The 19,863-nt window shown below is 41.7% G+C and carries 24 protein-coding genes; 4 read left to right on the top strand and 20 right to left on the bottom strand.

Translation table 11 applies throughout. From position 1 onward, the window contains the following. Positions 1-18: 18 nt before the first annotated feature. From ABJD64_RS01735 to ABJD64_RS01720, 4 genes are read right to left on the bottom strand one after another with little or no spacing between them, the layout of a single operon-like run. Positions 19-471 (bottom strand): GNAT family N-acetyltransferase, encoded by a 453-nt coding sequence (locus ABJD64_RS01735; protein ID WP_348176776.1) that lies wholly within the window; start codon positions 469-471, stop codon positions 19-21. A gap of 11 nt (positions 472-482) precedes the next feature. Further along, positions 483-995 carry an AAA family ATPase gene (locus ABJD64_RS01730; RefSeq protein ID WP_348176774.1) on the bottom strand — a complete coding sequence of 171 codons (513 nt, stop codon included), beginning with the start codon at positions 993-995 and terminating at the stop codon, positions 483-485. Beyond that, a complete protein-coding gene (locus ABJD64_RS01725; RefSeq protein WP_348176772.1) occupies positions 992-1,561 on the bottom strand; it encodes a cysteine hydrolase family protein in 570 nt (189 codons plus the stop codon). Before ABJD64_RS01725 ends, ABJD64_RS01730 begins: the two co-directional genes overlap by 4 nt. Then, the gene (locus tag ABJD64_RS01720; protein ID WP_348176770.1) at positions 1,558-2,286 is read right to left on the bottom strand and encodes a methyltransferase domain-containing protein; all 729 of its coding nucleotides are present in this window, start codon (positions 2,284-2,286) and stop codon (positions 1,558-1,560) included. Before ABJD64_RS01720 ends, ABJD64_RS01725 begins: the two co-directional genes overlap by 4 nt. A gap of 80 nt (positions 2,287-2,366) precedes the next feature. Here ABJD64_RS01720 and ABJD64_RS01715 point away from each other — a divergent pair, with 80 nt between their 5' ends. Beyond that, complete coding sequence (locus ABJD64_RS01715; RefSeq protein WP_348176768.1) at positions 2,367-2,798, top strand: SRPBCC domain-containing protein; 432 nt, start codon at positions 2,367-2,369, stop codon at positions 2,796-2,798. 204 nt (positions 2,799-3,002) lie between these two features. Here ABJD64_RS01715 and ABJD64_RS01710 read toward each other — a convergent pair whose 3' ends face one another. The 14 genes from ABJD64_RS01710 to speB all read right to left on the bottom strand — a co-directional run bounded on the left by ABJD64_RS01710 (position 3,003) and on the right by speB (position 16,074). After that, complete coding sequence (locus ABJD64_RS01710; RefSeq protein ID WP_348177979.1) at positions 3,003-4,247, bottom strand: sigma-70 family RNA polymerase sigma factor; 1,245 nt, start codon at positions 4,245-4,247, stop codon at positions 3,003-3,005. A gap of 23 nt (positions 4,248-4,270) precedes the next feature. After that, positions 4,271-4,609 carry a YciI family protein gene (locus ABJD64_RS01705; protein WP_348176766.1) on the bottom strand — a complete coding sequence of 113 codons (339 nt, stop codon included), beginning with the start codon at positions 4,607-4,609 and terminating at the stop codon, positions 4,271-4,273. Between the two features lie 101 nt (positions 4,610-4,710). Continuing rightward, a complete protein-coding gene (locus tag ABJD64_RS01700; protein WP_348176764.1) occupies positions 4,711-5,889 on the bottom strand; it encodes a VCBS repeat-containing protein in 1,179 nt (392 codons plus the stop codon). Positions 5,890-6,027: 138 nt separating this feature from the next. Next, positions 6,028-7,587, bottom strand: a complete 1,560-nt coding sequence (locus ABJD64_RS01695; RefSeq protein WP_348176762.1) for a phospholipase D family protein — start codon at positions 7,585-7,587, stop codon at positions 6,028-6,030. 104 nt (positions 7,588-7,691) lie between these two features. Further along, positions 7,692-8,600: a PhnD/SsuA/transferrin family substrate-binding protein gene (locus ABJD64_RS01690; RefSeq protein ID WP_348176760.1), complete on the bottom strand. Its 909-nt coding sequence runs from the start codon at positions 8,598-8,600 to the stop codon at positions 7,692-7,694. 213 nt (positions 8,601-8,813) lie between these two features. Further along, positions 8,814-9,179, bottom strand: a complete 366-nt coding sequence (locus tag ABJD64_RS01685) for a glyoxalase/bleomycin resistance/extradiol dioxygenase family protein (RefSeq protein ID WP_348176758.1) — start codon at positions 9,177-9,179, stop codon at positions 8,814-8,816. A 28-nt stretch (positions 9,180-9,207) separates the two neighbouring features. Further along, positions 9,208-10,629, bottom strand: coding sequence for an alpha/beta hydrolase-fold protein (locus tag ABJD64_RS01680; RefSeq protein ID WP_348176756.1), 1,422 nt, complete (start codon positions 10,627-10,629; stop codon positions 9,208-9,210). A gap of 147 nt (positions 10,630-10,776) precedes the next feature. Continuing rightward, positions 10,777-11,397 carry a hypothetical protein gene (locus ABJD64_RS01675; RefSeq protein WP_348176754.1) on the bottom strand — a complete coding sequence of 207 codons (621 nt, stop codon included), beginning with the start codon at positions 11,395-11,397 and terminating at the stop codon, positions 10,777-10,779. 11 nt (positions 11,398-11,408) lie between these two features. Next, positions 11,409-12,947: a YHYH protein gene (locus ABJD64_RS01670; RefSeq protein ID WP_348176752.1), complete on the bottom strand. Its 1,539-nt coding sequence runs from the start codon at positions 12,945-12,947 to the stop codon at positions 11,409-11,411. Between the two features lie 124 nt (positions 12,948-13,071). Then, positions 13,072-13,521 carry a GNAT family N-acetyltransferase gene (locus ABJD64_RS01665; protein ID WP_348176750.1) on the bottom strand — a complete coding sequence of 150 codons (450 nt, stop codon included), beginning with the start codon at positions 13,519-13,521 and terminating at the stop codon, positions 13,072-13,074. Positions 13,522-13,544: 23 nt separating this feature from the next. Continuing rightward, positions 13,545-14,027, bottom strand: coding sequence for a hypothetical protein (locus tag ABJD64_RS01660; RefSeq protein WP_348176748.1), 483 nt, complete (start codon positions 14,025-14,027; stop codon positions 13,545-13,547). Between the two features lie 67 nt (positions 14,028-14,094). Beyond that, positions 14,095-14,748 carry a hypothetical protein gene (locus tag ABJD64_RS01655; protein WP_348176746.1) on the bottom strand — a complete coding sequence of 218 codons (654 nt, stop codon included), beginning with the start codon at positions 14,746-14,748 and terminating at the stop codon, positions 14,095-14,097. Further along, complete coding sequence (locus ABJD64_RS01650) at positions 14,732-15,223, bottom strand: sigma-70 family RNA polymerase sigma factor (protein ID WP_348176744.1); 492 nt, start codon at positions 15,221-15,223, stop codon at positions 14,732-14,734. Before ABJD64_RS01650 ends, ABJD64_RS01655 begins: the two co-directional genes overlap by 17 nt. Positions 15,224-15,297: 74 nt before the next feature. After that, entirely contained in the window at positions 15,298-16,074 is a 777-nt protein-coding gene (gene speB, locus ABJD64_RS01645) for an agmatinase (protein WP_348176742.1), read from the bottom strand. A gap of 204 nt (positions 16,075-16,278) precedes the next feature. On the opposite strand from speB, the gene ABJD64_RS01640 reads away from it, so the two are divergent. From ABJD64_RS01640 to ABJD64_RS01630, 3 genes are read left to right on the top strand one after another with little or no spacing between them, the layout of a single operon-like run. Beyond that, positions 16,279-17,148 carry a helix-turn-helix domain-containing protein gene (locus tag ABJD64_RS01640; protein ID WP_348176740.1) on the top strand — a complete coding sequence of 290 codons (870 nt, stop codon included), beginning with the start codon at positions 16,279-16,281 and terminating at the stop codon, positions 17,146-17,148. Between the two features lie 16 nt (positions 17,149-17,164). Further along, the gene (locus tag ABJD64_RS01635) at positions 17,165-17,638 is read left to right on the top strand and encodes a nuclear transport factor 2 family protein (RefSeq protein ID WP_348176738.1); all 474 of its coding nucleotides are present in this window, start codon (positions 17,165-17,167) and stop codon (positions 17,636-17,638) included. Between the two features lie 2 nt (positions 17,639-17,640). After that, positions 17,641-18,039, top strand: a complete 399-nt coding sequence (locus tag ABJD64_RS01630; protein ID WP_348176736.1) for a VOC family protein — start codon at positions 17,641-17,643, stop codon at positions 18,037-18,039. A 53-nt stretch (positions 18,040-18,092) separates the two neighbouring features. Here the strand turns inward: ABJD64_RS01630 and ABJD64_RS01625 are convergent, their stop codons facing one another. Both ABJD64_RS01625 and ABJD64_RS01620 read right to left on the bottom strand, forming a co-directional pair. Continuing rightward, positions 18,093-18,830 carry an alpha/beta fold hydrolase gene (locus ABJD64_RS01625; RefSeq protein ID WP_348176734.1) on the bottom strand — a complete coding sequence of 246 codons (738 nt, stop codon included), beginning with the start codon at positions 18,828-18,830 and terminating at the stop codon, positions 18,093-18,095. After that, on the bottom strand, positions 18,827-19,780 hold the full coding sequence (locus ABJD64_RS01620) for a proline iminopeptidase-family hydrolase (protein WP_348177977.1): 954 nt from the start codon (positions 19,778-19,780) through the stop codon (positions 18,827-18,829). Before ABJD64_RS01620 ends, ABJD64_RS01625 begins: the two co-directional genes overlap by 4 nt. Between the last annotated feature and the right edge of the window lie 83 nt (positions 19,781-19,863).

Raw genomic sequence — 19,863 nt, 5'->3', positions numbered from 1 at the left:
ATTTAAAGAAAGACTGCCTTATTTAAAATGGAGCTTCATTCCCTCATGTGAAGCTTTGAACCCAAGCTTCTCATAAAATTTGAGTGCTTCCGGTCTTTTCTTGTCGGTGGTAAGCTGTATCAAATGGACACCTCTCTCTTTAGCATGATCAATTGCCCATTGCAAAAAAGTTTCCCCAAGGCCTTTGCCGCGTTGACTTCTGTGAATTCTTACCGCTTCTATTTGTGCCCGAATTCCTCCTTGATAAGTGAGATACTGCAGAAAGGTCAATTGCATCGTCCCAATGATTTTGCCCTCCTGCTCCACTACAATGAGTTCCTGATCTTCGTTTGAGTCGATACTTTCGAAGGCTCTATAATATTCCTTTGGTAACGGGTCTTGCGGGTTTTCCCTCAATTTTCCCAAATCATCGTCGACAATCATTTCGATAATCGCAGGGACATCTTCTCTTACGGCCTTTCTAAATTTCATTGATTTGGATTCTATCTGTTCAAAATTGTTTGTAGCTCCTGCTTCAAGGCCTCTACGCTTCTGGAGTTGTTGTCTATGGCAAAATCGCACTTCAGATTCTTCTCGCAAACCTTTTGGTTGATACTTGCCACCTGATCATCCGAAATATTAATATGAATACTTTGATCCCTTGACTTCACCCGACTCAAACAAATATCAGGATCGGTATTGATTCTTATGGTTGTCACCTCAAAATCCTTGCGCAGGCTTGTCAGCATACTATCGAAATAGCTGGTAAGGCCTGTGGACTCAAAAGTAACGCAATCGTGCTCGACCAAGCCTGCTTTTACTCCTTCTTCAATGCAGTTAAAAACCTCCTCCAAATAGGTTTTATCATCTACAGATCTTCCTTTCTTTATCTTTTTTACCCAATCCTCTACTCGTAAAAATGAAATATCAAAATGCTCATGTAGTAGTCCACCGATGAAAGACTTTCCGCTTCCCTTTGGACCTATGAGTAAGTATATCTTTTTCCCTTTGTTCAATTTTCGATTGGTTGGACGATAGATTTAAAATTGGCAACTTCGATCTTGCCCTTGGTTGGTATCATATTCTGCCAAACCCAATTGTAATGTTCAATGACTTGCTCCGCAGTAAGGTGAGGGCGCTCGCCAGTGGTATGCCCATCTGCGACTACTGTAATGTTATAATCCTTGGCAAGAGCCGATTGAATGGTAGACTCCACGCAAAAGTCGGTGGCACAACCGGTCATGAACAACTCATCCGCCTTCTGTTCGGCAAGTACCGCTTGCAGTTCGGAGCGATAAAAAACGTCATTGGCATATTTGCTCACCAGCAAATCCGTCTGTTCTACCTGCAGGCCGTCCAGCAATTCCCAATCTTCTGAGTTCGGGACAAATTCGTTGGCCGATGAACCATCATGCTGAATAAAGATCACTGCATGACCCTGCTGCCTGAACAGAGCAGCCAATTGATTGATTCTATCCACTACACCTTCGGTGTCAAACCTTGGTGTCTTTGAAGTGAAGGATCCTTTTTGCATGTCTATGACAAGAAGTGCTTTTCTGGAATTTGTGCTTGATTGTATCACGAGTTAGTCGTTTTTTTGGCAACAATGGTTTGCATTCGGTTTATTGGTTCGTTGAAGAGTATGCTCATTCCGCAATTTTCAATAGCTTCTACTACCTCAACAGGATTGACTCTTACTTTTTCGTATGAACTGACCTTTTGGTTCCATTGGTCTCCTGTTTTTTCGTAAAGCAGGTCTGTTACTTTTACTTTTTCCTTGCCGTATTCCAGAATGCAGGTGAGTATTCTGGAAGCATCACTCTTGACAGGAATAAATCTCTGATGGTCTGCTAATTCACTTGAGTAGTCCCGAAACGATAAAATAAGCTTTCCTCCAGCTACTAATATCCGCTCACAATCCGCTATCAATTGCGTTGCTTCAGATTTACTTTCCAAATGGGTAATTGTGTCACCGCAGCAAATGATCAATTCCGGGTTTAGTCGTCCATACTCCTTGATCGATCTAATATCTGCTGCTATTGTCGCTACTTGTCCTTCACTGTTTGTGCTAAGCTCTTTCAAGAGCTGGTCGCTAAAATCGATAGCCGTAACATCAAAGCCTGAACCCAGAAGAGCAACACTTTGAATGCCATGTCCAGCACCCAGATCGATGGCCACTTTTGTGTTCGAAGGATAAATATTATTGGTTTCCAGAAATTTTTGAAATTCCTCTTTTTTCTCGAGGAAATCTCCAACCATCCAGCTGTAAAAGTCTGCGAGATGATCATCGTAGTGTTTCTTACTCATGGAAAATTATTTTTTCGATATGTCCTAATTCCGAAAATTCGATTGTCAGTAAGATAATTTAATCTTTAAAAAAAATAGAAATGGATATTACACACAATTTAATCATTAACGCTTCGGCTGAAACTATTTATCAGGCTGTAGCCACGAAAGAAGGAATCAACGGCTGGTGGTCTAAGGACTGCATGGTAGGAGAGAAAGAAGGAGAAAAATCCCTCCTGAAGTTTGATAAACAAGGGACGATTGTTGAAATGGGATTTCAAACCAACACGCTGGTACCCAACAAAAGTGTGGTTTGGACTTGTATTGAGAATGCAAACCCAGCGTGGTTGGAGACCAAAATCATTACTGAAATTTCAGATTCTGGAAACGGAAGTAAGGTTGTATTTTCTCATGCCGGGTTTGATGAAAAATGGAAGGGTCAGGAGCCTTTTGAAATGACCAAACAACGGTGGGAGCACTTTGTGTACAGCCTCGTCTCCTACTGTGAAAATGGAGAAGGCCAGCCTTGGTAACCTTAATGTGAGTTCGACTTATAAACTACAAGAACCGTCATAGTAAGGCTTTAAAAAAGGCCTCGATAGAATAATGGGCGTGAGAATCTCACCGATGGAGACTCTCACACCCTTTTCTCAACTTCACAAAGTTGAAAAAAGGGCTCAGAGTGACGTAGTTAGTTTTTTTGTTTTCATAGTATGTCGAACTCAGAGTCTAATCGACTATAACGCTGAGAGTAATGCTTTGCATGCTATGATTTTGTCTAAGATAAAATTACTTTCTGTAGGAGACGGATTCAGTGCCTGCGCGCTTTCCAAATAGGAAATGGCCTGCTCATAACGACCCAGTTTCATACAGAATATCCCTTGCGTGGCAGGAAGTAAATGATAGTTTCTTAGTTCGCTGTGGCCTTTCAATTGGTCCAGCATTTCCAGAGAGGATTCAATTCCTTCAAGTTGGCTGTTGATAATGGCTAGATTCAGCTGGATGATAGCATTGGGCTTAAACTTTGCCAATAAGGTGTAGAGATCATGAATATGCTGCCAATTGGTGGCTTCAAAATTTGCGGCCATACAATGCTCAGCAGCAATGTTGGCTTCTATGTGATAGGCCGAAAGTTCTTTGTCATGGATGGATCTTTTCAAGTACTGCATGCCTACCGCAATCAACTCTTTATTCCAGGCTTTGCGATCTTGGTCTTCAAATAAGACAATAGCTCCTTTGTTGTCAATACGGGCGTCAAAGCGGGCCGTATGAAAACACATCAATGAAAGTAAGGCACATACTTTTTTATTCTCTTCGAATCGATCAACCAGAAGCTTGGTCAGCCGAATGGCCTCCAGGCAAAGGTCTTTCTGAATAATTGTATCGCTTGTACTGGAATTGTACCCCTCATTGAACAATAGATACAAAGTCAGGCATACGGTTTCCAGTCTGCTTTTCAGGGCTATCCCTTGTGGTATATCAAAAGATGCATTGGACTCCCGAATACTTTTTTTCGCTCGATAGAGTCTTTTGTTGATGGTTGATTCTGTAGTGAGCAAAGCATTGGCCACCTCTTTGACACCAAACCCGCAAAGGGTTTTCAAGGTAAGCACAATTTGCGCTTCAACATTCAGGTTGGGATGACAACAAGTGAAAATCATTCTGAGCTGATTGTCTTCTATCTCACCTTCCAGAAATACATCGCTTACGTCCTGTTCTGAGTATTGAAGAGTGGCTTGCTCCCAATCGTGGCGTTGCCTCATTTTATCCCGTTTAAGCTCGTTGAGTACTTTTCTTCTGGCCACTTGCATCAGCCATCCTCCGGGATTATCTGACACACCATCAACACTCCAATGTGAGATGGCAGATATCATTGTTTCTTGCACCATGTCTTCTGCCAATTGAATATGGGTGGCTCCAAAAATCCGCACGATGGCTGCGATCAGTTTTCCATATTCAGTTCGGAAAAGGTGCTCTGCGATATGTTCGCTGCGCTGAGACAGTGTTATTTCATTTTTGGAAAGGCAATGGGTCTCACTTCAATGGCATACAAACCCAGATGTGGTGAAGATTGCACAATTTGGTTGGCTTCGTCCTGATCTTTGGCTTGAATTACGAAAAAGCCGGCGATGATCTCTTTAGATTCTAAAAAGGGTCCATCGGTCACAATGCTTGCCGTTTTAGACGTAAGCAATGCGCCATTGTCCTCCAATCGCTGACCACCCAGATAATTTTCACCTAATTCTTCTACCCAATTTTTGTATTCGCTCATGATGTTTTGCAACTCATCAGGTGAAAGATGGTTCATGCCATCTCCTCTCAAGATTAATAGAAATTCTTGCATACTGTTTTCTTTTATGACAAACGAAGGTCTGAAATTAGGACAAGAGTACGGCGTTTTGTTATTAAAAAAGAATCGTTGACAACTTCCAGAACTAATTCAAACTATTGAGTTCTGGTGAAGTTTCCACTTCCGTCATTTAGGTACTTAAAGCCAAAAGCTGAATCATCAGGGAAAAAATCAATGTCACCATCACTATCTGCGTCCTGAGCTCTCAACCAGGGAAACCAATCATCCGTATCCGATCCGGGATTGTCTATCTGACTCGTTTTATCAGAGAAAGTTCGGTTTCCATCATTCATCAGAAGTTGGATTCTGCTGCCAACGTAAAAGTTATTATTTCCTCCGCCGGTTCTATTGATTAGCAGGTCTCTGTCTCCGTCCTTATCGAAATCCTCCGCGTCAAAATCCAATACCGTTCCGTAGTTACTAGTTGCCGGCACAACGGTCCGCAAATTGTTGGTATAAGAGCCTGTGCTACTACCCCAATAGATACTAGTTTCATCCCCATCATGTTCGTGTGCACCTGCCAATAAGTCCACGAAGCCATCCTCGTCGACATCGATGAGTTCGGCACTGAATATCTTTTGAATACTTCGATCAAATCGATCTGTAACCATTTCAAAATTTGCATTACCATCGTTTACGTAGAAGAAAGGTTCATTTCCGCCAACAAATACATCCACATCACCGTCATTGTCGATATCAGCAGAAGCACCGCCATGATGAAACCCCGTCTGATCCAATAATTTCGACCATGAAAATGAACCTACTGCATTTTGTATGATTAGTTTAGGATTACTACCTGGAAAGGGATCACTATCAAAACCATGGTCAAACACGAAAATGTCATCTAAACCATCGCCGTTAAAGTCGCTGACAATGGATTTCCTCGCATGAGTGGCAGGAGGCATATTATCACCAAATTCTGAAGTAGACGAACTGAAATTTCCCGCCCCATCGTTTATCGCAAGAATACTATTTACTTCTCCCTGAAGTTGAAATTCTCCTGTAGCCATAAATACATCTGTATGTCCATCTCCATTGGCATCAATATAGGCAATGGCATCTCTCAAATCTCCCGTATTATCACCTGATGGCACAAAAAAATAAGACACCTGTATATCCACATGGTTTGCGTGAGTGTAGGAACTACCAGTATTCGCATTTGTAGAAGGAGAGATGCTCAAATCGATTGTGTCAGATTCCTCGTCATCTGAACAAGAAATGTTAAAGCCAGCCATAGTCAAAATGACAAAAAATTTAATGTTTATATATTTCATTTTCTGATTTTTAGAGGCTGGTGGGGTAGCATTGAATAGCAGAGCTAACCTCAGGTCAATTTATCGGATTGGTCCGAACTTTCCTAATTGGGGGAAACATGCACTGCATGTCTGTCTTTGTGACCGGTGGTTAAATGGCTAAAGGATCGACTTAGGTACAACACCTCGTAACCACAACTGAAAGAGCTTGCCAAAATCGGCCTCAGTGTCCGGGTTAAAGGAAGGCGTAATTTCCCAGGCATTTTCAGGTTTCAATTCTTCGGCCATGGTGGTGAATAGATTTCCAGCAATTGTGCGGTCATAAATGACTGCAATGCATTCAGTATTTAGGTTAGCACTTCGAGGATCTAGGTTGAATGTACCAATCACAGCTATTTCCTTATCTATCACCATTGATTTGGCATGCAATCCAAACTTGGGTGTAAAATTCATCGTCCTTTGAAGTGCTCCGGTCATTACCTCGAACCTTATCGCTGCGTCAGGTCTGAATTCAAAAATATTGACCCCCAGGCTCAATAGCTTTTCTCGTTCCCGTTTGTAACCACTAAATGCCTCCAGATTATCTGTGGAAGTTAGACTATTGGTCAAAATGTTTATCTCTACCCCTCTCTCTACTGCATCCCGGAAGAGACGCTGGCTCAACTCTGTGGTGACCAAATATGGTGATTGGATGCAGATGGAGCTTTTCGCTTCTGAAATCAAACGGATCAAAGCATCGGTGCTAATTCCGCCGCCTTTTAGGCCCTCTTCTCCGTCGTTTTTGCCTGGAAGGTCGGAAATGAATGCAACGCTATCCACCCAAACCAACTTACCTGAATCCTGTATTTGCTCAAATGATAAGGGAACTGATTTTATCTTCTCTCGCACTTCCGGCCAGAAATTCTCCGGATTGCAGGCATATTGGTGGAGGTATTCCATCTTACCTCTTGCGTTTATTTTCGAGTCTTCAAGACTTACGATATCCGAGACTGGAATGCTCAGGTCGCTATTCCAAAAAAGTGAAAACGAGTCGACTATTCTTTGGGTTTCTTTACCAATGAGCAACACGTCTCTATCCCTGAAATTGTATTCATGATCGTAGTCAAAATATTCATCAGCGATATTTCTTCCACCGGTAATTACAACTTTACCATCTACGGTAAAAGTCTTGTTATGCATACGTTGATTAAATCCTCGAAAATTGGTAGACAGACTGTACAGTTTTTCGGGCAAGTTTTTGCCAATATTAGCTGTTGGGTTATATATTTTGATTGACATGTTAGGATGTGAATCAAGTGCTAACAAATCATCGGCATCTGCCTCTACCATAATATCATCTACTAGAAGTCTGACTTTTACACCTCGCTCGGCAGCCCTCAGCAGGTAGTCAACTGCAATTAGTCCGACATTGTCACCTGAAAAAATAAAGTATTGGATGTCGATGGATTGCTCTGCCGTTTCACTCAGCCAGGCCCTATAGATCATAGAAATGTCCCCCTCTTCCAAAACGTAAACACCGGTCTTGACGGCCGTAGAGTCAGAAAGTGTGGCAAGATGCTTTGATAATGAATCTAAACTGCCACGTTCTATTTGTGAACAATAGTCTTCTGTGATCGGACTGTATTTGTTTTGATCTGACGTGCATTCAAATAAAAGAAATGCCAATATCACAATCGTAAATGGCTTAACCCAAGTGTTCGTAATCAAGATAAAATTCATTAGTTAGAAACAACTAAACTATCATATCCGAAGCAACAAACCTATCTCAGTTCAATTTTAAGCTAATTCACCCTTTTAAAAACGTCGTGGTAGACCTGTTCTGTCTATTCTGTAAAAAGATCCAGGATATCAGATAGGTCTGTCTGGTTTCCATTGACCATTCGAAAATTGTCATAGTATGCATCAGTAATCGGGTAAAACTTTTCTGCCTGTTTGGCTTCAGACCATCCGGCTTTTATTGATTCCAATGCATCAGTGTTATTCTCTTCCAGGTTCAAGATCAATTGAGTAATCTTTTTCTTGTCGGTCTTGGATAGGTCATTGTTTATTAAAACGGGTCCCAAGGGTATTTCTTCTGACATCCAGAGCAGGTTAGTTGAGTTCAAAATGGTAGAATCTGACCGGATTTGCTTGAAGTATTCATTGCTTCCCATTGCGCATACATCAGTATCTCCTGCCATCAGCTTTTCGAATGTGGATGTATGGTTTCCACCATATTGAATCGCTTTGAATTGTGTTTCGGGTGATTTAATGCCAATCGAACTAAATAGTAATCTGGGGATCAGGTTGCCGGAAGTGGAGCCTTCACTGACAAACATCATGGTTAGATCGTTGGGCTGAACACTCAACGTTTTCAAATCAATAATCTCTTTGTTGTTGGTCAACAGCACCGTTTTATAGTTGTCCACGGCATCCTTTTCTACCTTCAGTGTGGCTACAGGTTGCATAGTCTCGTTATCTAGAGAAAGCAATAAATACCCTAATGTATTGATCAGGGCAATATCTACTTCATTCGATTTTATCCCTTCGATAAAAGAGGCCACGTCAGGATAGCTCCGTGTCTGAACGGGTCTTTGGAGGGTTTTTTCCAGTTGATTCGAAAGTGGTTTTAGGTTATCGATTCTATTGTTGGTAGCGTAGGTATAAGTGGCCAGCCTCAATGGTTGGCCATTTGCGTATTCAATTTGGAAAACTCCAATGAGGACAAGTAGTATAAATTTTGTTAGTTGCATTTTGGCGTGATGGTGTTTCAATAACCTGACGCTTCGCGTATCCTAATCGATACAAAGAAGTGTGCAATTCCTTGTTTATCAAGACAAACGAACTTTTGGCTCTGATAAACTACATCGGCACCTGCTTATCGTACTGACAGAAACAGGACTCTTATATGGTAGGGTTGACGAGTCTCACTGCTTGATTGCAGATGATATGGCCTAAAGCAATTTTTAGTAAACATCTTCAACAAAAAAAATCGCATTTTTATTCAAATCATAAAAGCCAAACTCATGGGTATTCCATGGGGTATGCGACCTCAACTTGTCTTTAGTCACTGTTCCGCTTTTGACAAATTCTTCGAATACTGATTGAATATTTTTTACAAAAACCTTGACCACGGATCCTCCAAGTAGGGGATCATCTTCTGTATCTGCATGCCATTGCAAATGGATATAAAGATTTTCTCTTTTCAGAACGGCATACATATCATCCCTCGATTGCATTTCGAACCCTGCCTTCTCCTTGTACCATCTGATATCGCGATCGATATCGGAGGTGGGTAAAACAGGTACAGTTTGAATTAGTTTAGTACTCATATGATTTAAAGAAATTTTGACATCGCATTTATTCCCTTCTCTGAGCAAAAAGCCAATCAAGCAAGCCTGGCGTACTACTTACTTGCCACCAAATGTTATGGCCTCCATCTGGAACCTCGGTGTACAAAGGATTTCCACCTACCTTTTTGATTGCCTGAATCATGTCGCGCGAAAATCTCACAGGTACCAATTTGTCTTTCGCGCCATGGAAAGCCCAGACCGGGACACTAGCCATATTTTCAGCAAGGTTCGGATCTGCATATCCACATATGGGTATAGCAGCGGCAAACATTTCAGGGCGGCTGCATACAAAATGCCAAGATCCTGAGCCACCCATGGACTGGCCAATGACATATCGTCTTTTCTCATCAATTCCGAACTCCTTCTCCAGCTCGTCTATCATTTCGAAAACTAAATAGTCAACACCTGGTTGATACGGAATTCCTCCCCAATGAGCCCCAGGGGGGCATTGAGGTACGAAAATAAATGCCGGATACTTGCTTCTGTTTATCTGTTTTGAAAGTAGGCGAGCTGCCGACGACCCTTCAATTTGGCGAATATTGTCTGTTCCATGCGCACCTCCGTGATGCAGACATACGACTAGCGGGTATTTTTTCTGGGGATTATAATCCAGCGGCTTGAGCAATCTATAACGCATGGTGTCATTCTGACTACTTACGTAGGTTCGAGCATCAAATGATTGTGCCAGTCTTTGTACCCCTCGTGCTACTACTTTTGTCCGAGGAGCGGCTGTATAACTGTCAATGACTACTTTTCCAACAAATAAAAAGGCCACAATGGCAATGAGAATGGCTACCCCTTCGGTTATACGTTTTGAGTTCCTACTCTGTGTTTCACTTGCCTTTTCTAATTTGATTTGCTTTAGTTCACTCAGAAAATTCATGATGAAAAACACCAAAAATAGGTTGGAAACTCTTGGGGTCCAGTGTAGCACTTTATCCAAAATGGTATTTAACCAAACATCATGAACGTTTAGATTCCAGATAAATGCCGAAAACATAGTAAGATAACTAATGAAGAAACAGACCCCGACCCGCTTTAGCCAAGGTCTTTCTTTGGTATTAGAAAATATGAGGATTGCAGTGTGCAACATGCCTGCTCCGGAAAGAGCTAAGTAAGCTGGGGCAAAGAGTTTCTGCCATTCATTTATAGCTAACAAGTCGAAAACAACAATGAGATAACAAAGAGAGATTATGACAGAGAAGACTCCTGATGCAAATGCCAGTGAATATTTTTTGTCATGATAATATTTAAAAACAATGATTTGCCACATATAACTTATGGCAGCCAAAAACATTGACCAGGAGTAAAACGACGGCAAAGAAAAGGTCGCTGTTCCAAGGTAGAAATATACCAGGCTATCAAAGGAGGTTAGAAAAAAGTATAACCCAACTAAATAAATGCCTAAGTCGTATTGCGTGCGATTCATCGTCAGTTCTTTTCTTTACCGTATTTTTCAGCAATAATATCAGCGTCATGTGTTCGGCTTCATCCTTCAATCTACAAAAAAATACCCACAGGTAGCTGCCTTCTGCACCTCCCGTGGGTTTCTACTTGAAAAGGTTATTTTAAGGGGTTAGCTCCCCAGTTTTTTCCTGGACATTAACATGATAGCAAGCAGCGTCCCGAGCATAATTCCACCACTACCAAGCATTAGAATTTTATTATCCTGAGTCTCTTTTTCTACCGCCAGTACGCCGTCGGGAGTGAAGGTCAGATCGACCTTGAAGTCGTTGTCTTCACTTAGAAAAAACTTCGTGATGTTCTTCCCTCCTCTATATATCCTGAACAGGTTGGTTTGATTGTATGTGGTACCAAACATGGGGATATATACAAAAGCTTTGGTTGGTTGAAGCGGTAAGTTGGGGAGAACAAATTTCAAATCTGTCTGATGCGAACCCATCATGATTCCACCGGTCTCCAGGTTTATTCTTTTCCCATCTACAATAAGATTGAAATTTGATTTTACATAATCAACCACCAAATCCTGATACACTCTTTGGCTAAGACCTTCGAGGTTCTGCTTGCCGTGCTCTTCAATCATGGCAGCATCAACACCAGCTTGGGCAAAGTTCATTTCAATCATCCAGCCGGCGCCCGTATCACGCAAGGTGAATGTGGCGATCTTGGCATTGTGTGCGACGGCGGAAAAGGCCGTCGCACCTATGAAAAGTAAGATTGCAAGAATCGTTTTCATAACTAGCTTCTTTAAGAGGGTTTGTCAAACGACTTAACAGACTGTTTGCCAGCAATACACGGAGGCACGTTGGTTATGTCTGTTGAGGCATGATAATGGTACACGCCATCGGGATAATCTGATGTAGCAGATACATGACCATTGCAACTATCCAGATCAGTAGGATCAACACCTTCTGTATCCTGTCCTGAATAGATAGGGTATCCGTCTCTGGCATAGCCAATGAGCACTGTTGCTTCTTGCGTTTTTTTAGAGCACTGAATGTCATTAGCCTTATCAAGCAATCCATTGGCATCTAAAGTAGCGTCCATGTGAGCAGCCAAAAAATGCCAGTGGTAATAACCTGAGGGGTCATGATGACCTCCACATCTATCGAGTGATGGTATCTTGCCGTTGTTGTCGACCACTGACGGAGGAGCTCCATTGATTGGTACGCCATCCAGGGCAAGTCCTACAAATTCCACACTTTCTATATTGTCCACTGCACTAAGCGCAGACGGTACCACTGGAATTTCGAAAGTCAATGTCAGTCCATCATCTGGTGTAGGCTCCAGACAAGCTGCTGAAGCTGCCATCAACGTTCTTCCACCACCTGGTACGTCTGTCTCTATGGTGATATTAAAGCTTCCATCTCCATTTGGGGTATTAGATATGATATCATAACCATCGGTCTCCATGGCTTGGAAAAGGGCTGCTTTCATGACCTGGAAGCCAGCATTGGTGGTTCCATCATAGTTGCCAAATCCTCCAACATCGTTAGTTGTCTCCGGGCAAAAAGGTCCGTCATCATCTACAGGATTACTGGAAAATTTGATTTGATAACACTCGCCTGAACCACCTTCGCTGTATTCACAGTCAACAAGAGTAGCACTAACAAATCCAGCCATAGCTTCATAAAGCGATATATCAATCACATAAGAGGTAAAGCTGAAGTTGGCTTCAGAAGTTCCTCCATTACCGTCTGAGGCTGTTACCTTGCCTGATAATTCAACGCCCGAAGCTAAATCAGTCAAACTATAGGTTATGCCCGTTTGGTTTGTTTCAAGTTCGTCAGAGTCGAGAGTCACCGCATAGGTGACTGCATCTCCATCTGCATCGGTTGCCGCAGTCCAACTCAATTCGGCAGAATTGTTAGTCAAACTGGATACAGTTACGGTAAACGATCCGGGGTTTTGATTTTCACTCGGGCTTCCATCTGGATTGGCCGTAGTAAATGAAAAATTGGCAGAAGCTTCTCCTCCGTTACCATCCATAACGATCACGCTACCTGAATATTCGGTGGCAGCGGTAAGACCGGTAAGAGAATAAGTCAAACCTGTTTGATCCGTGGAGACCACGTCCGTTCCAAGCATTACATCATAGGTCAAATCATCCCCATCGGCATCTTCAGGTGCGGTCCAGGATACGGTGGCTGTAGTTGACGTGATGTCAACCGCAGTTACAGTAAAGCTGCCAGGGGCAGAATTTTCTGTCGTTTTTTCTTCGTCGCAAGCAGTAAACCAAAGTACCGCACTGGCGAGAAAATAATTGGTTAAAAGTTTAAATCTCATAGCGAAAGTAGTTTTTATGTATTTATCGGCAAACTGCGCCGACTCTTTCCACTATCAAGACGGGGAGGTGTGTGGTAACCCTACCGGAAAATTTTAAAAGTTTGTATTGCTGGCAAATGGAAGGCTATATCTCCCTCTCCATAACAGGAAGGAACCTATTTTTAATTGTGGTCTTCTTTTGACCGACGGTAATAAAGTCATACTTTTTGTAAAATGCCTCGGCATGAGGGTCCGCATCTAACGTAACTTTGTTCACACCGACTGCTTTCATCCTATCCATGAAATCGAACAGCAATACCCTGCCAAATCCCTGTTTGATAAATTGAGGATCGATAAAAAGATTGTCCAACTTTACTGTTTTATTGATGATGGGAAAGTGTGAGTAGTATCCAATGAGTTGATTGTCATTACTCAATTTAAATACTCCGTTTTCCAGAATATACTTAGCATGAATGGTCAAATCCTCACGCCATAAATTTATTTGCTCAGCGGAATAATCCCAGTACGACTTAGAACGAATGGTCAAATCCGTTAAGTCAATGGCATCAGATACATGGGCAGCGACTATTTCCATCTTTTTAATCAGCTAAATATGGATTAGCTACCTTCTGAATCCGTATCCAAAACAGCCGACTGACCGCTTAACAATTTCCACCCACTTTTCCGTCTGATGAGCGTTCCGGATTCTATAATTGAAACCTTAGATGCCACACCAGAGGTGTCAACCATTTGTCCTACTACTATTCCAGTATAATTAGCAATTTCATATGAAAGCGGAAAAATTCTTAAAGTATCCCATTGAAATGAAATCGATTGAAAGGCCAGCGCGTTTTTCTCCAAAATAGTCTTTACCGAATCGTAGTTCAGCGCTGAGTTGTAACCGGGAGGTACCCAGAAGAAATCATCGGATTGGTCCAGATATTTAAATTCAGCCGTGAGTCCACTTTCGGCGATGTCGTCATGGTAGTCAGCCAGCATTTGTTCGACCTCTTGAGTTACCTTTTCTTTGTCCAAAGGCATTGCTTTTTTTTCACAAGATGCCCAAACGAGAATCAGGCTTAGATAAATGATTTGTTTCATGATGCATATAGCAGTTATCCCTTGTACAAGATAAACGAATCTGTTTGCATTGTCAATTAGCTAATAATCAGGTTCTCAACTCTTCCATCTCCGTTAGCAATTCGTCCAGTTTTTTAAATATTCTGCCATAAATTGAATTCAAATCAAACCTAAAGAGGATGTCGCTAAAATAAGCTATCAACCCAATAAACAACATTACTCCCAAGATCCAAAAAACAGGAAACCCATACATCAAATACGTATCAGGGTTATTCATTATTATATCTATTGTTCTTTCACCCTTGGCGTTTTCAAATAGGCTGGAATACATCGTTCCTACGATTGCTGAGAGAAATATTAGTGGGTAGATATATTTATAGACTCGTGCATATTCTGCAATTGAGGCTTTCAACCATTGATCAAATGCTTTCAGGTATTGATAACTACTTTCTCCCTTGTCCAATTTTTCCAATTTATGACCCTGCCTTAATCCAATTGCAACTATTATGGAGAACAGGGAAAACATGATTGCACCAACGTAGGGCACATCCACATAAAAGGATCCAACCAAAACAAAAAATGCCGTGGCACCTATGACGTACAAATTAATCTTTCCCATTCTCTTGAACTTGTCAATGGAATCTTTCGATTTTTGATTGTACAGATCGTTGATCTTAGGTGCTATCAATGCATTGCTTTCCAAAAACCCTTCTTTCCAGATGCTTTCAATTGACTTTTCCATTTAATAATTTTTTTAATCGTTCTTTAATTCGTTTGATTCGTACACCAATATTATTGGTGTTTGTGCCTATGATATCAGCAATGTCCTGATAGGTCTTCTCTTCCAGGTAGAGTAAGATCACTGCGCGATCTACCTCGGACAACTGCCTGATCGCCTTATACAATTGATTAAGAGCTTCATCTGCAAAAGCAGGGTTTTCTTCTGATATATCCATCAAGGTATAATCAGCAGCCAAGTGCACTTCGCTGTTTTTCTTTTTCTTTAATAAAGTCAAACAAACGTTGAGTGATATTCGGTATATCCAGGTGGACCATTTGGACTCTTCCCGGAAGCTCTTTCTACTCCTCCAAACCTGCAAACAGACCTCTTGGTAGTAATCTTCGAAATCTTCCTGCGAGTTGGTATAGGCCCGACAGATCTTTATGATTATCGCCGAAAATGGTAAAATAGAAGAGGTATAAAAGTCCTTGCTCACCGTTTTTGTTTTGTTTAGTGGCTTTGGTTAAAGATTATTACACCTGGGTGAAAAAAAAATTGACGCCGACGCTTTTATAACATCTTACCTAATATCTCTCGCATCATTTTGGCAGCTAAAAAAGCGGTCATCTTTTGAAAGTCCCTATTCGGATTGTATTCTACAATATCTGCTCCGATTACCTTTCCTTTTAAATTATGAATCAAATTTATCACCTGCCTTGAAGACAAGCCCCCTGGTTCGTGATGGGAGACTCCCGGGGCAAATGCAGGGTCGAATGCATCTATGTCCAGCGAAATATACAGTGGGTTTTCGAATGCTGGAATTTTGCTAAGATCCAGATCTTTCATTTGATGAATCTCTACATTGAATTTTTCTGCTTGATCTTTTTGGTGCGTGGTCAGCGTTCTAATCCCTACTTGCACCAGATTCGCTGCCAAGCCATTTTCCATAATTCTGGCGAATGGGCAAGCATGAGAATGTTTATCTCCTTCAAAGGAATCATACAGATCTCCATGCGCATCAATGTGCAGAATATCTAGTTTTGGATATTTTTTATGATGTGCCTTGATGATTGGATAAGTAATCGAATGATCCCCTCCAAGCGTGAGGATCTTATGATCAGTTGCTAAATGGCCAGTAGTTATTTGCTCAATTTCAAAATACTCTGAGATATCAAAATCCCCTTTGTCGATGATGGTGTCATTTTCAATTGTGACCCCATTCTCGGCGAAAAGATTGGCTGATCCGCAATACAACGCTTCCCGGATAAGTGGTGGCGCCGAGGCCGGACCTTTCTGATAGGACGATTTCTCGTCAAACTTTATTCCCTGGATAATTATTCCTGACATTTTATTAGGCCGTTAGGTACGTTGTTTATCTCTATAAATGTATTCTATTCAAACACGGTTTGCAAGCATCCCATGGACAGCGGGATTTATGGAATTTTTGGTTGAGGTTTTATTCTCGTATCGATAAAAAAGTATATTCAGCCAGATTTTACAATTTCACAAAGTAGGATTCCCGTAACTTGTCCTAAAGTATTTGATTACTAAATGAATAAAGGAAACGAAGGCGATACCTCAGCGCTATATGTTTGGAATGGGCTCTCCATGTTTTGGGGTACTTCTTTTCACACGGATCCTCATTTGCACAATACTTTACAATTAGTTTTTGATATTGACAGGCAATTTAAACTAAAGGATATTGCTTCTGATTGGACCAGTTATTCCGCTGCAATCATTAAAAACGGACATATGCATCAGCTCGATAGCTGTGGAAGCATACAGCTATTCATTTATCTTGATAAGGACAGCCGTTTTGCCAAAGAGTTGACCGATCGGTATTTGTTGAATGTCGGGATAGCAAGCTTTGACGATCCTGTATTATCAAAATTAAGTGCCCGGTTCTTTAAAAAACTCTTAGTTAACAATGATTGCAAAAGATTATTAGAGGGCTGTCAGTTTATACTGAAAACGCTCCTTCATGATGACTCTCCTAAGGAATTGGATGATAGAATTCGTCAGGCCATCAGGTATATAACCAGTACACCAAACAAGAAATTCAAGGTCAAGGCTGTGGCCGAGCATGTGTGTTTGTCTGAAAGCAGATTGAGGCATATATTCAAAGAGCAGGTCGGTCAACCCATACAGAATTTTATTCTCTGGATGAAAGTCGTCGATTCACTAGGCCTGGTATTGAAGGGAAATCCAATCGGACGAACGGCTATTGAAACGGGATTTTGGGACAGCGCCCATATGTATCGCTCTTACAAAGAATTACTTGGAGTGGCGCCCGGCAAAATAAAAGCTTTTGAAAAAGAGCTCAAAATTGTAACCTGCACACATGGAAATTTGCATGTGCTTCGAACAGAAATAAGTAATTCTCTGGATGCTGTTGAGATAAAGAAAACAATCGAAATTTGATATAAAATATTCACGTATGAAGACACTGCCACTAATATTAATTCTTGCTATGAGTGCTTGTGAAAAGCCAAAGAACTCTTACGATAAAGAGAAAATTGCTATACAGGTAGCTGATCGTTTTGAATCGTTTGTCATGTCTATGAACGAGCTATCCGGGGAAGAACTCTTGACGTTTTACTCCGATGACCCAAGATTTTATTGGGTAGAGGATGGTCGTATTCAGTATGCCAATAAGGAGGCACTGATGGTAGCCCTCACCGGGTTGGTACAATCTCTAAAATCCACCAATCTCGAGATCTTGAAGAGTGAAGTTGAGGTGCTCGACGAAGGGTCTGTTATGCTTTTTGCCGAGTATGAACAGGTCGCAGAGATGAAATCAGGATTTAGTTTCAATATTAATGGGGCAATGACCGTGCTCCTTCAAAAAGAACAAGGAGTCTGGAAATTCCTTGTCGGTCATAGTTCTTCAAAAAAACAAAGAGGAGGGTAATTATGAGCAATCAACTCAGTCATTTTGCAGTTTTCACCGAAGATATGGATCGGGCCATATCATTCTATGGGAATGTATTCAATTGGGTCTTCAACAATCATGACTCTTCCGGCTTTGCTCAAGTCAGCTCAGAGTCTGGAGAGAATGGCCGGCTCATTGGAGCTCTCCAAGATCGGAAATATCAACTGACAGAGGAAAAAGTCATTGGATTTGAATGTAGTATCAGCGTCGATAATGTCGATGCCGTAGCCCAACTTGTTTTAGATCATGGCGGTAAGATCCTGATGCCGAAAACTGAGATTCCTCATGTAGGTTGGTTAATCAAGTTTAAAGACACGGAAGGGAATATCGTCTGTGCGATGCAGTATCAGGAACACATTCGGAATGCAATGAATACTTAAATTCAAGGACAGTCCATACCTTGTTCTTTGGTGAAACCCAAAACATGTACTAATTACAAAGTTTTTCCGAACCACACAATAATTTCTTTTCCTATAGCCGGATGTTCCCTTAAAATGTAGGATCCATGTTTATCACCAGGAGCAATTTTAATGGCTCTTTGTCCTTTAGTTTTGTCAAACAATTCATTAGCCCAATCCTTGCGCAATCCTCCCTGTTCTTCCATGGACGCCATTAAAAATGCATTGCTGTACGTCAAAGGATTTTCCGAGCCGCTTAGGCTTTCCACAGCACTTACCTTCGCGGAAATAGAGACTATGGATTGGACGTTGTACTGGTCTGATGCAGCGGCTACGCAGGCCAGGTTGGCCCCGATAGAGGCTCCTATAATTCCAATCCTTTCTGAATCGATTCGCTGATCCTGTTCCAAGTACCGAATGGCTGCCTTCAGGTCCAATGGGGCTCTTTTAGGGTTATTGAATAGATCAGTCAAATTCCCTTTGTCCTTGCCTGACCGGCCATGGATCCTGACATCGTAGGCTAAAACGGCATATCCCTTTTGGATCAATTTATTTACTAATGGCAGTTCAAACCACTCCTCTCTGGAAGAGCCTCCCTGGTGAATCAAAATAATGGCTGGGAGTGGAGAATCAGATTCCGACAGGCCATAAGAGGCACTTATTTTGATCCCGTCTGATGTGACAAAACTGACCTCATCGAATATATCAGTGTTTTGAGCCTTGAGCATGGCAGTACCCAAAATTACGAGTGAAATCAAGAGAAACCGCCTCATAGGTCTACGTCCTTAATAAATTTGATCAGGCCTGCGAAGAAGGTCTCCTGATCATCGTACATGTCCATATGACTTCCATTAGGGCAGTGCAAATAGCTTCCGTTCTGAACTTGAGAAGCCATCCATTCCATATGTTTGGGATCCATGGTGTCATAAGCACCTCCTATGGTCAATGTAGGAACTGAAATTTTCGACAAATCCTGAGTTCTGTCCCAGTTCTTCAATTTGGCGTCACCTACTACCCCAAATTCGCTTGGTCCCTGCATAGTCACATACATATCTGTATTTATTTTGGCAAATGCCCTGCTGACAGGATCTGGCCATTGATCCAGCGGCATTCGGATTACATGATTAGGATAGTAATGGGTAAAAACCAGATCTGCATACCTGGGATTGGCATAATCCTCGCTGGCTTCGAGTGCTCTAATTTCAGCAAGTACGTCAGGGTCTAGCTGTGGCCCTAATACTTCATTTGCATATTTCATATAAGAGGGGATGGAGGACACCATATTGGCAATAACGAGTCCTTTCAAATTTTCCTGGTACTTCAAAGCGTATTCGATACCCAAAATTCCACCCCAGGAATGACCAAGTAGATAGAAATTGCTTTTATCCAATCCTAAAGCAATCCGGACTTGCTCCACTTCATCCACAAAGCGATCAATATTCCACAAGCTGCTATCGGATGGCTGGTCACTATAGGCAGACTCCAATTGATCATAGTAGTAGTATTCGATTCCGGCCTGAGGGAAAAAAGAATCAAAGCATTCAAAGTATTCATGCGTAGCTCCCGGGCCTCCGTGCAACAAGAGCACTTTCATTGTGGGGTGGTTTCCAACACGTTTGGTCCATACCTTGAATTCACCGGCCGGTGTTTGGATAGGAATCATCCTTACCCCTCCGCTTAATTTGTCCTCACGGTCGGCATAGTCAAGATAGTTTGTTTTCATTTCCTGGTTTTTATCTGTTTGGACCGAGGTAGTGCAACTGATACATATCAGAAATGCTAAAAAGGTGATTACTGCTTGTTTCA

Origin of the sequence: Reichenbachiella sp., from assembly GCF_039944555.1 — a bacterium.
Taxonomy (GTDB): Bacteria; Bacteroidota; Bacteroidia; order Cytophagales; family Cyclobacteriaceae; genus Reichenbachiella.
Note: the sequence above shows the minus strand (reverse complement) of the source record. Positions and strands in the feature narration are given on the sequence as shown.

What these genes read in the sequence shown, in the direction of transcription:
- ABJD64_RS01735 (WP_348176776.1), bottom strand. Translation starts at nt 471, where the DNA reads ATGAAATTTAGAAAGGCCGTAAGAGAAGATGTCCCTGCGATTATCGAA.
- ABJD64_RS01720 (WP_348176770.1), bottom strand. Translation starts at nt 2,286, where the DNA reads ATGAGTAAGAAACACTACGATGATCATCTCGCAGACTTTTACAGCTGG.
- ABJD64_RS01715 (WP_348176768.1), top strand. Translation starts at nt 2,367, where the DNA reads ATGGATATTACACACAATTTAATCATTAACGCTTCGGCTGAAACTATT.
- ABJD64_RS01705 (WP_348176766.1), bottom strand. Translation starts at nt 4,609, where the DNA reads ATGCAAGAATTTCTATTAATCTTGAGAGGAGATGGCATGAACCATCTT.
- ABJD64_RS01700 (WP_348176764.1), bottom strand. Translation starts at nt 5,889, where the DNA reads ATGAAATATATAAACATTAAATTTTTTGTCATTTTGACTATGGCTGGC.
- ABJD64_RS01695 (WP_348176762.1), bottom strand. Translation starts at nt 7,587, where the DNA reads ATGAATTTTATCTTGATTACGAACACTTGGGTTAAGCCATTTACGATT.
- ABJD64_RS01690 (WP_348176760.1), bottom strand. Translation starts at nt 8,600, where the DNA reads ATGCAACTAACAAAATTTATACTACTTGTCCTCATTGGAGTTTTCCAA.
- ABJD64_RS01685 (WP_348176758.1), bottom strand. Translation starts at nt 9,179, where the DNA reads ATGAGTACTAAACTAATTCAAACTGTACCTGTTTTACCCACCTCCGAT.
- ABJD64_RS01680 (WP_348176756.1), bottom strand. Translation starts at nt 10,629, where the DNA reads ATGAATCGCACGCAATACGACTTAGGCATTTATTTAGTTGGGTTATAC.
- ABJD64_RS01675 (WP_348176754.1), bottom strand. Translation starts at nt 11,397, where the DNA reads ATGAAAACGATTCTTGCAATCTTACTTTTCATAGGTGCGACGGCCTTT.
- ABJD64_RS01670 (WP_348176752.1), bottom strand. Translation starts at nt 12,947, where the DNA reads ATGAGATTTAAACTTTTAACCAATTATTTTCTCGCCAGTGCGGTACTT.
- ABJD64_RS01665 (WP_348176750.1), bottom strand. Translation starts at nt 13,521, where the DNA reads ATGGAAATAGTCGCTGCCCATGTATCTGATGCCATTGACTTAACGGAT.
- ABJD64_RS01660 (WP_348176748.1), bottom strand. Translation starts at nt 14,027, where the DNA reads ATGAAACAAATCATTTATCTAAGCCTGATTCTCGTTTGGGCATCTTGT.
- ABJD64_RS01655 (WP_348176746.1), bottom strand. Translation starts at nt 14,748, where the DNA reads ATGGAAAAGTCAATTGAAAGCATCTGGAAAGAAGGGTTTTTGGAAAGC.
- speB (WP_348176742.1), bottom strand. Translation starts at nt 16,074, where the DNA reads ATGTCAGGAATAATTATCCAGGGAATAAAGTTTGACGAGAAATCGTCC.
- ABJD64_RS01640 (WP_348176740.1), top strand. Translation starts at nt 16,279, where the DNA reads ATGAATAAAGGAAACGAAGGCGATACCTCAGCGCTATATGTTTGGAAT.
- ABJD64_RS01635 (WP_348176738.1), top strand. Translation starts at nt 17,165, where the DNA reads ATGAAGACACTGCCACTAATATTAATTCTTGCTATGAGTGCTTGTGAA.
- ABJD64_RS01630 (WP_348176736.1), top strand. Translation starts at nt 17,641, where the DNA reads ATGAGCAATCAACTCAGTCATTTTGCAGTTTTCACCGAAGATATGGAT.
- ABJD64_RS01625 (WP_348176734.1), bottom strand. Translation starts at nt 18,830, where the DNA reads ATGAGGCGGTTTCTCTTGATTTCACTCGTAATTTTGGGTACTGCCATG.
- ABJD64_RS01620 (WP_348177977.1), bottom strand. Translation starts at nt 19,780, where the DNA reads ATGAAAACAAACTATCTTGACTATGCCGACCGTGAGGACAAATTAAGC.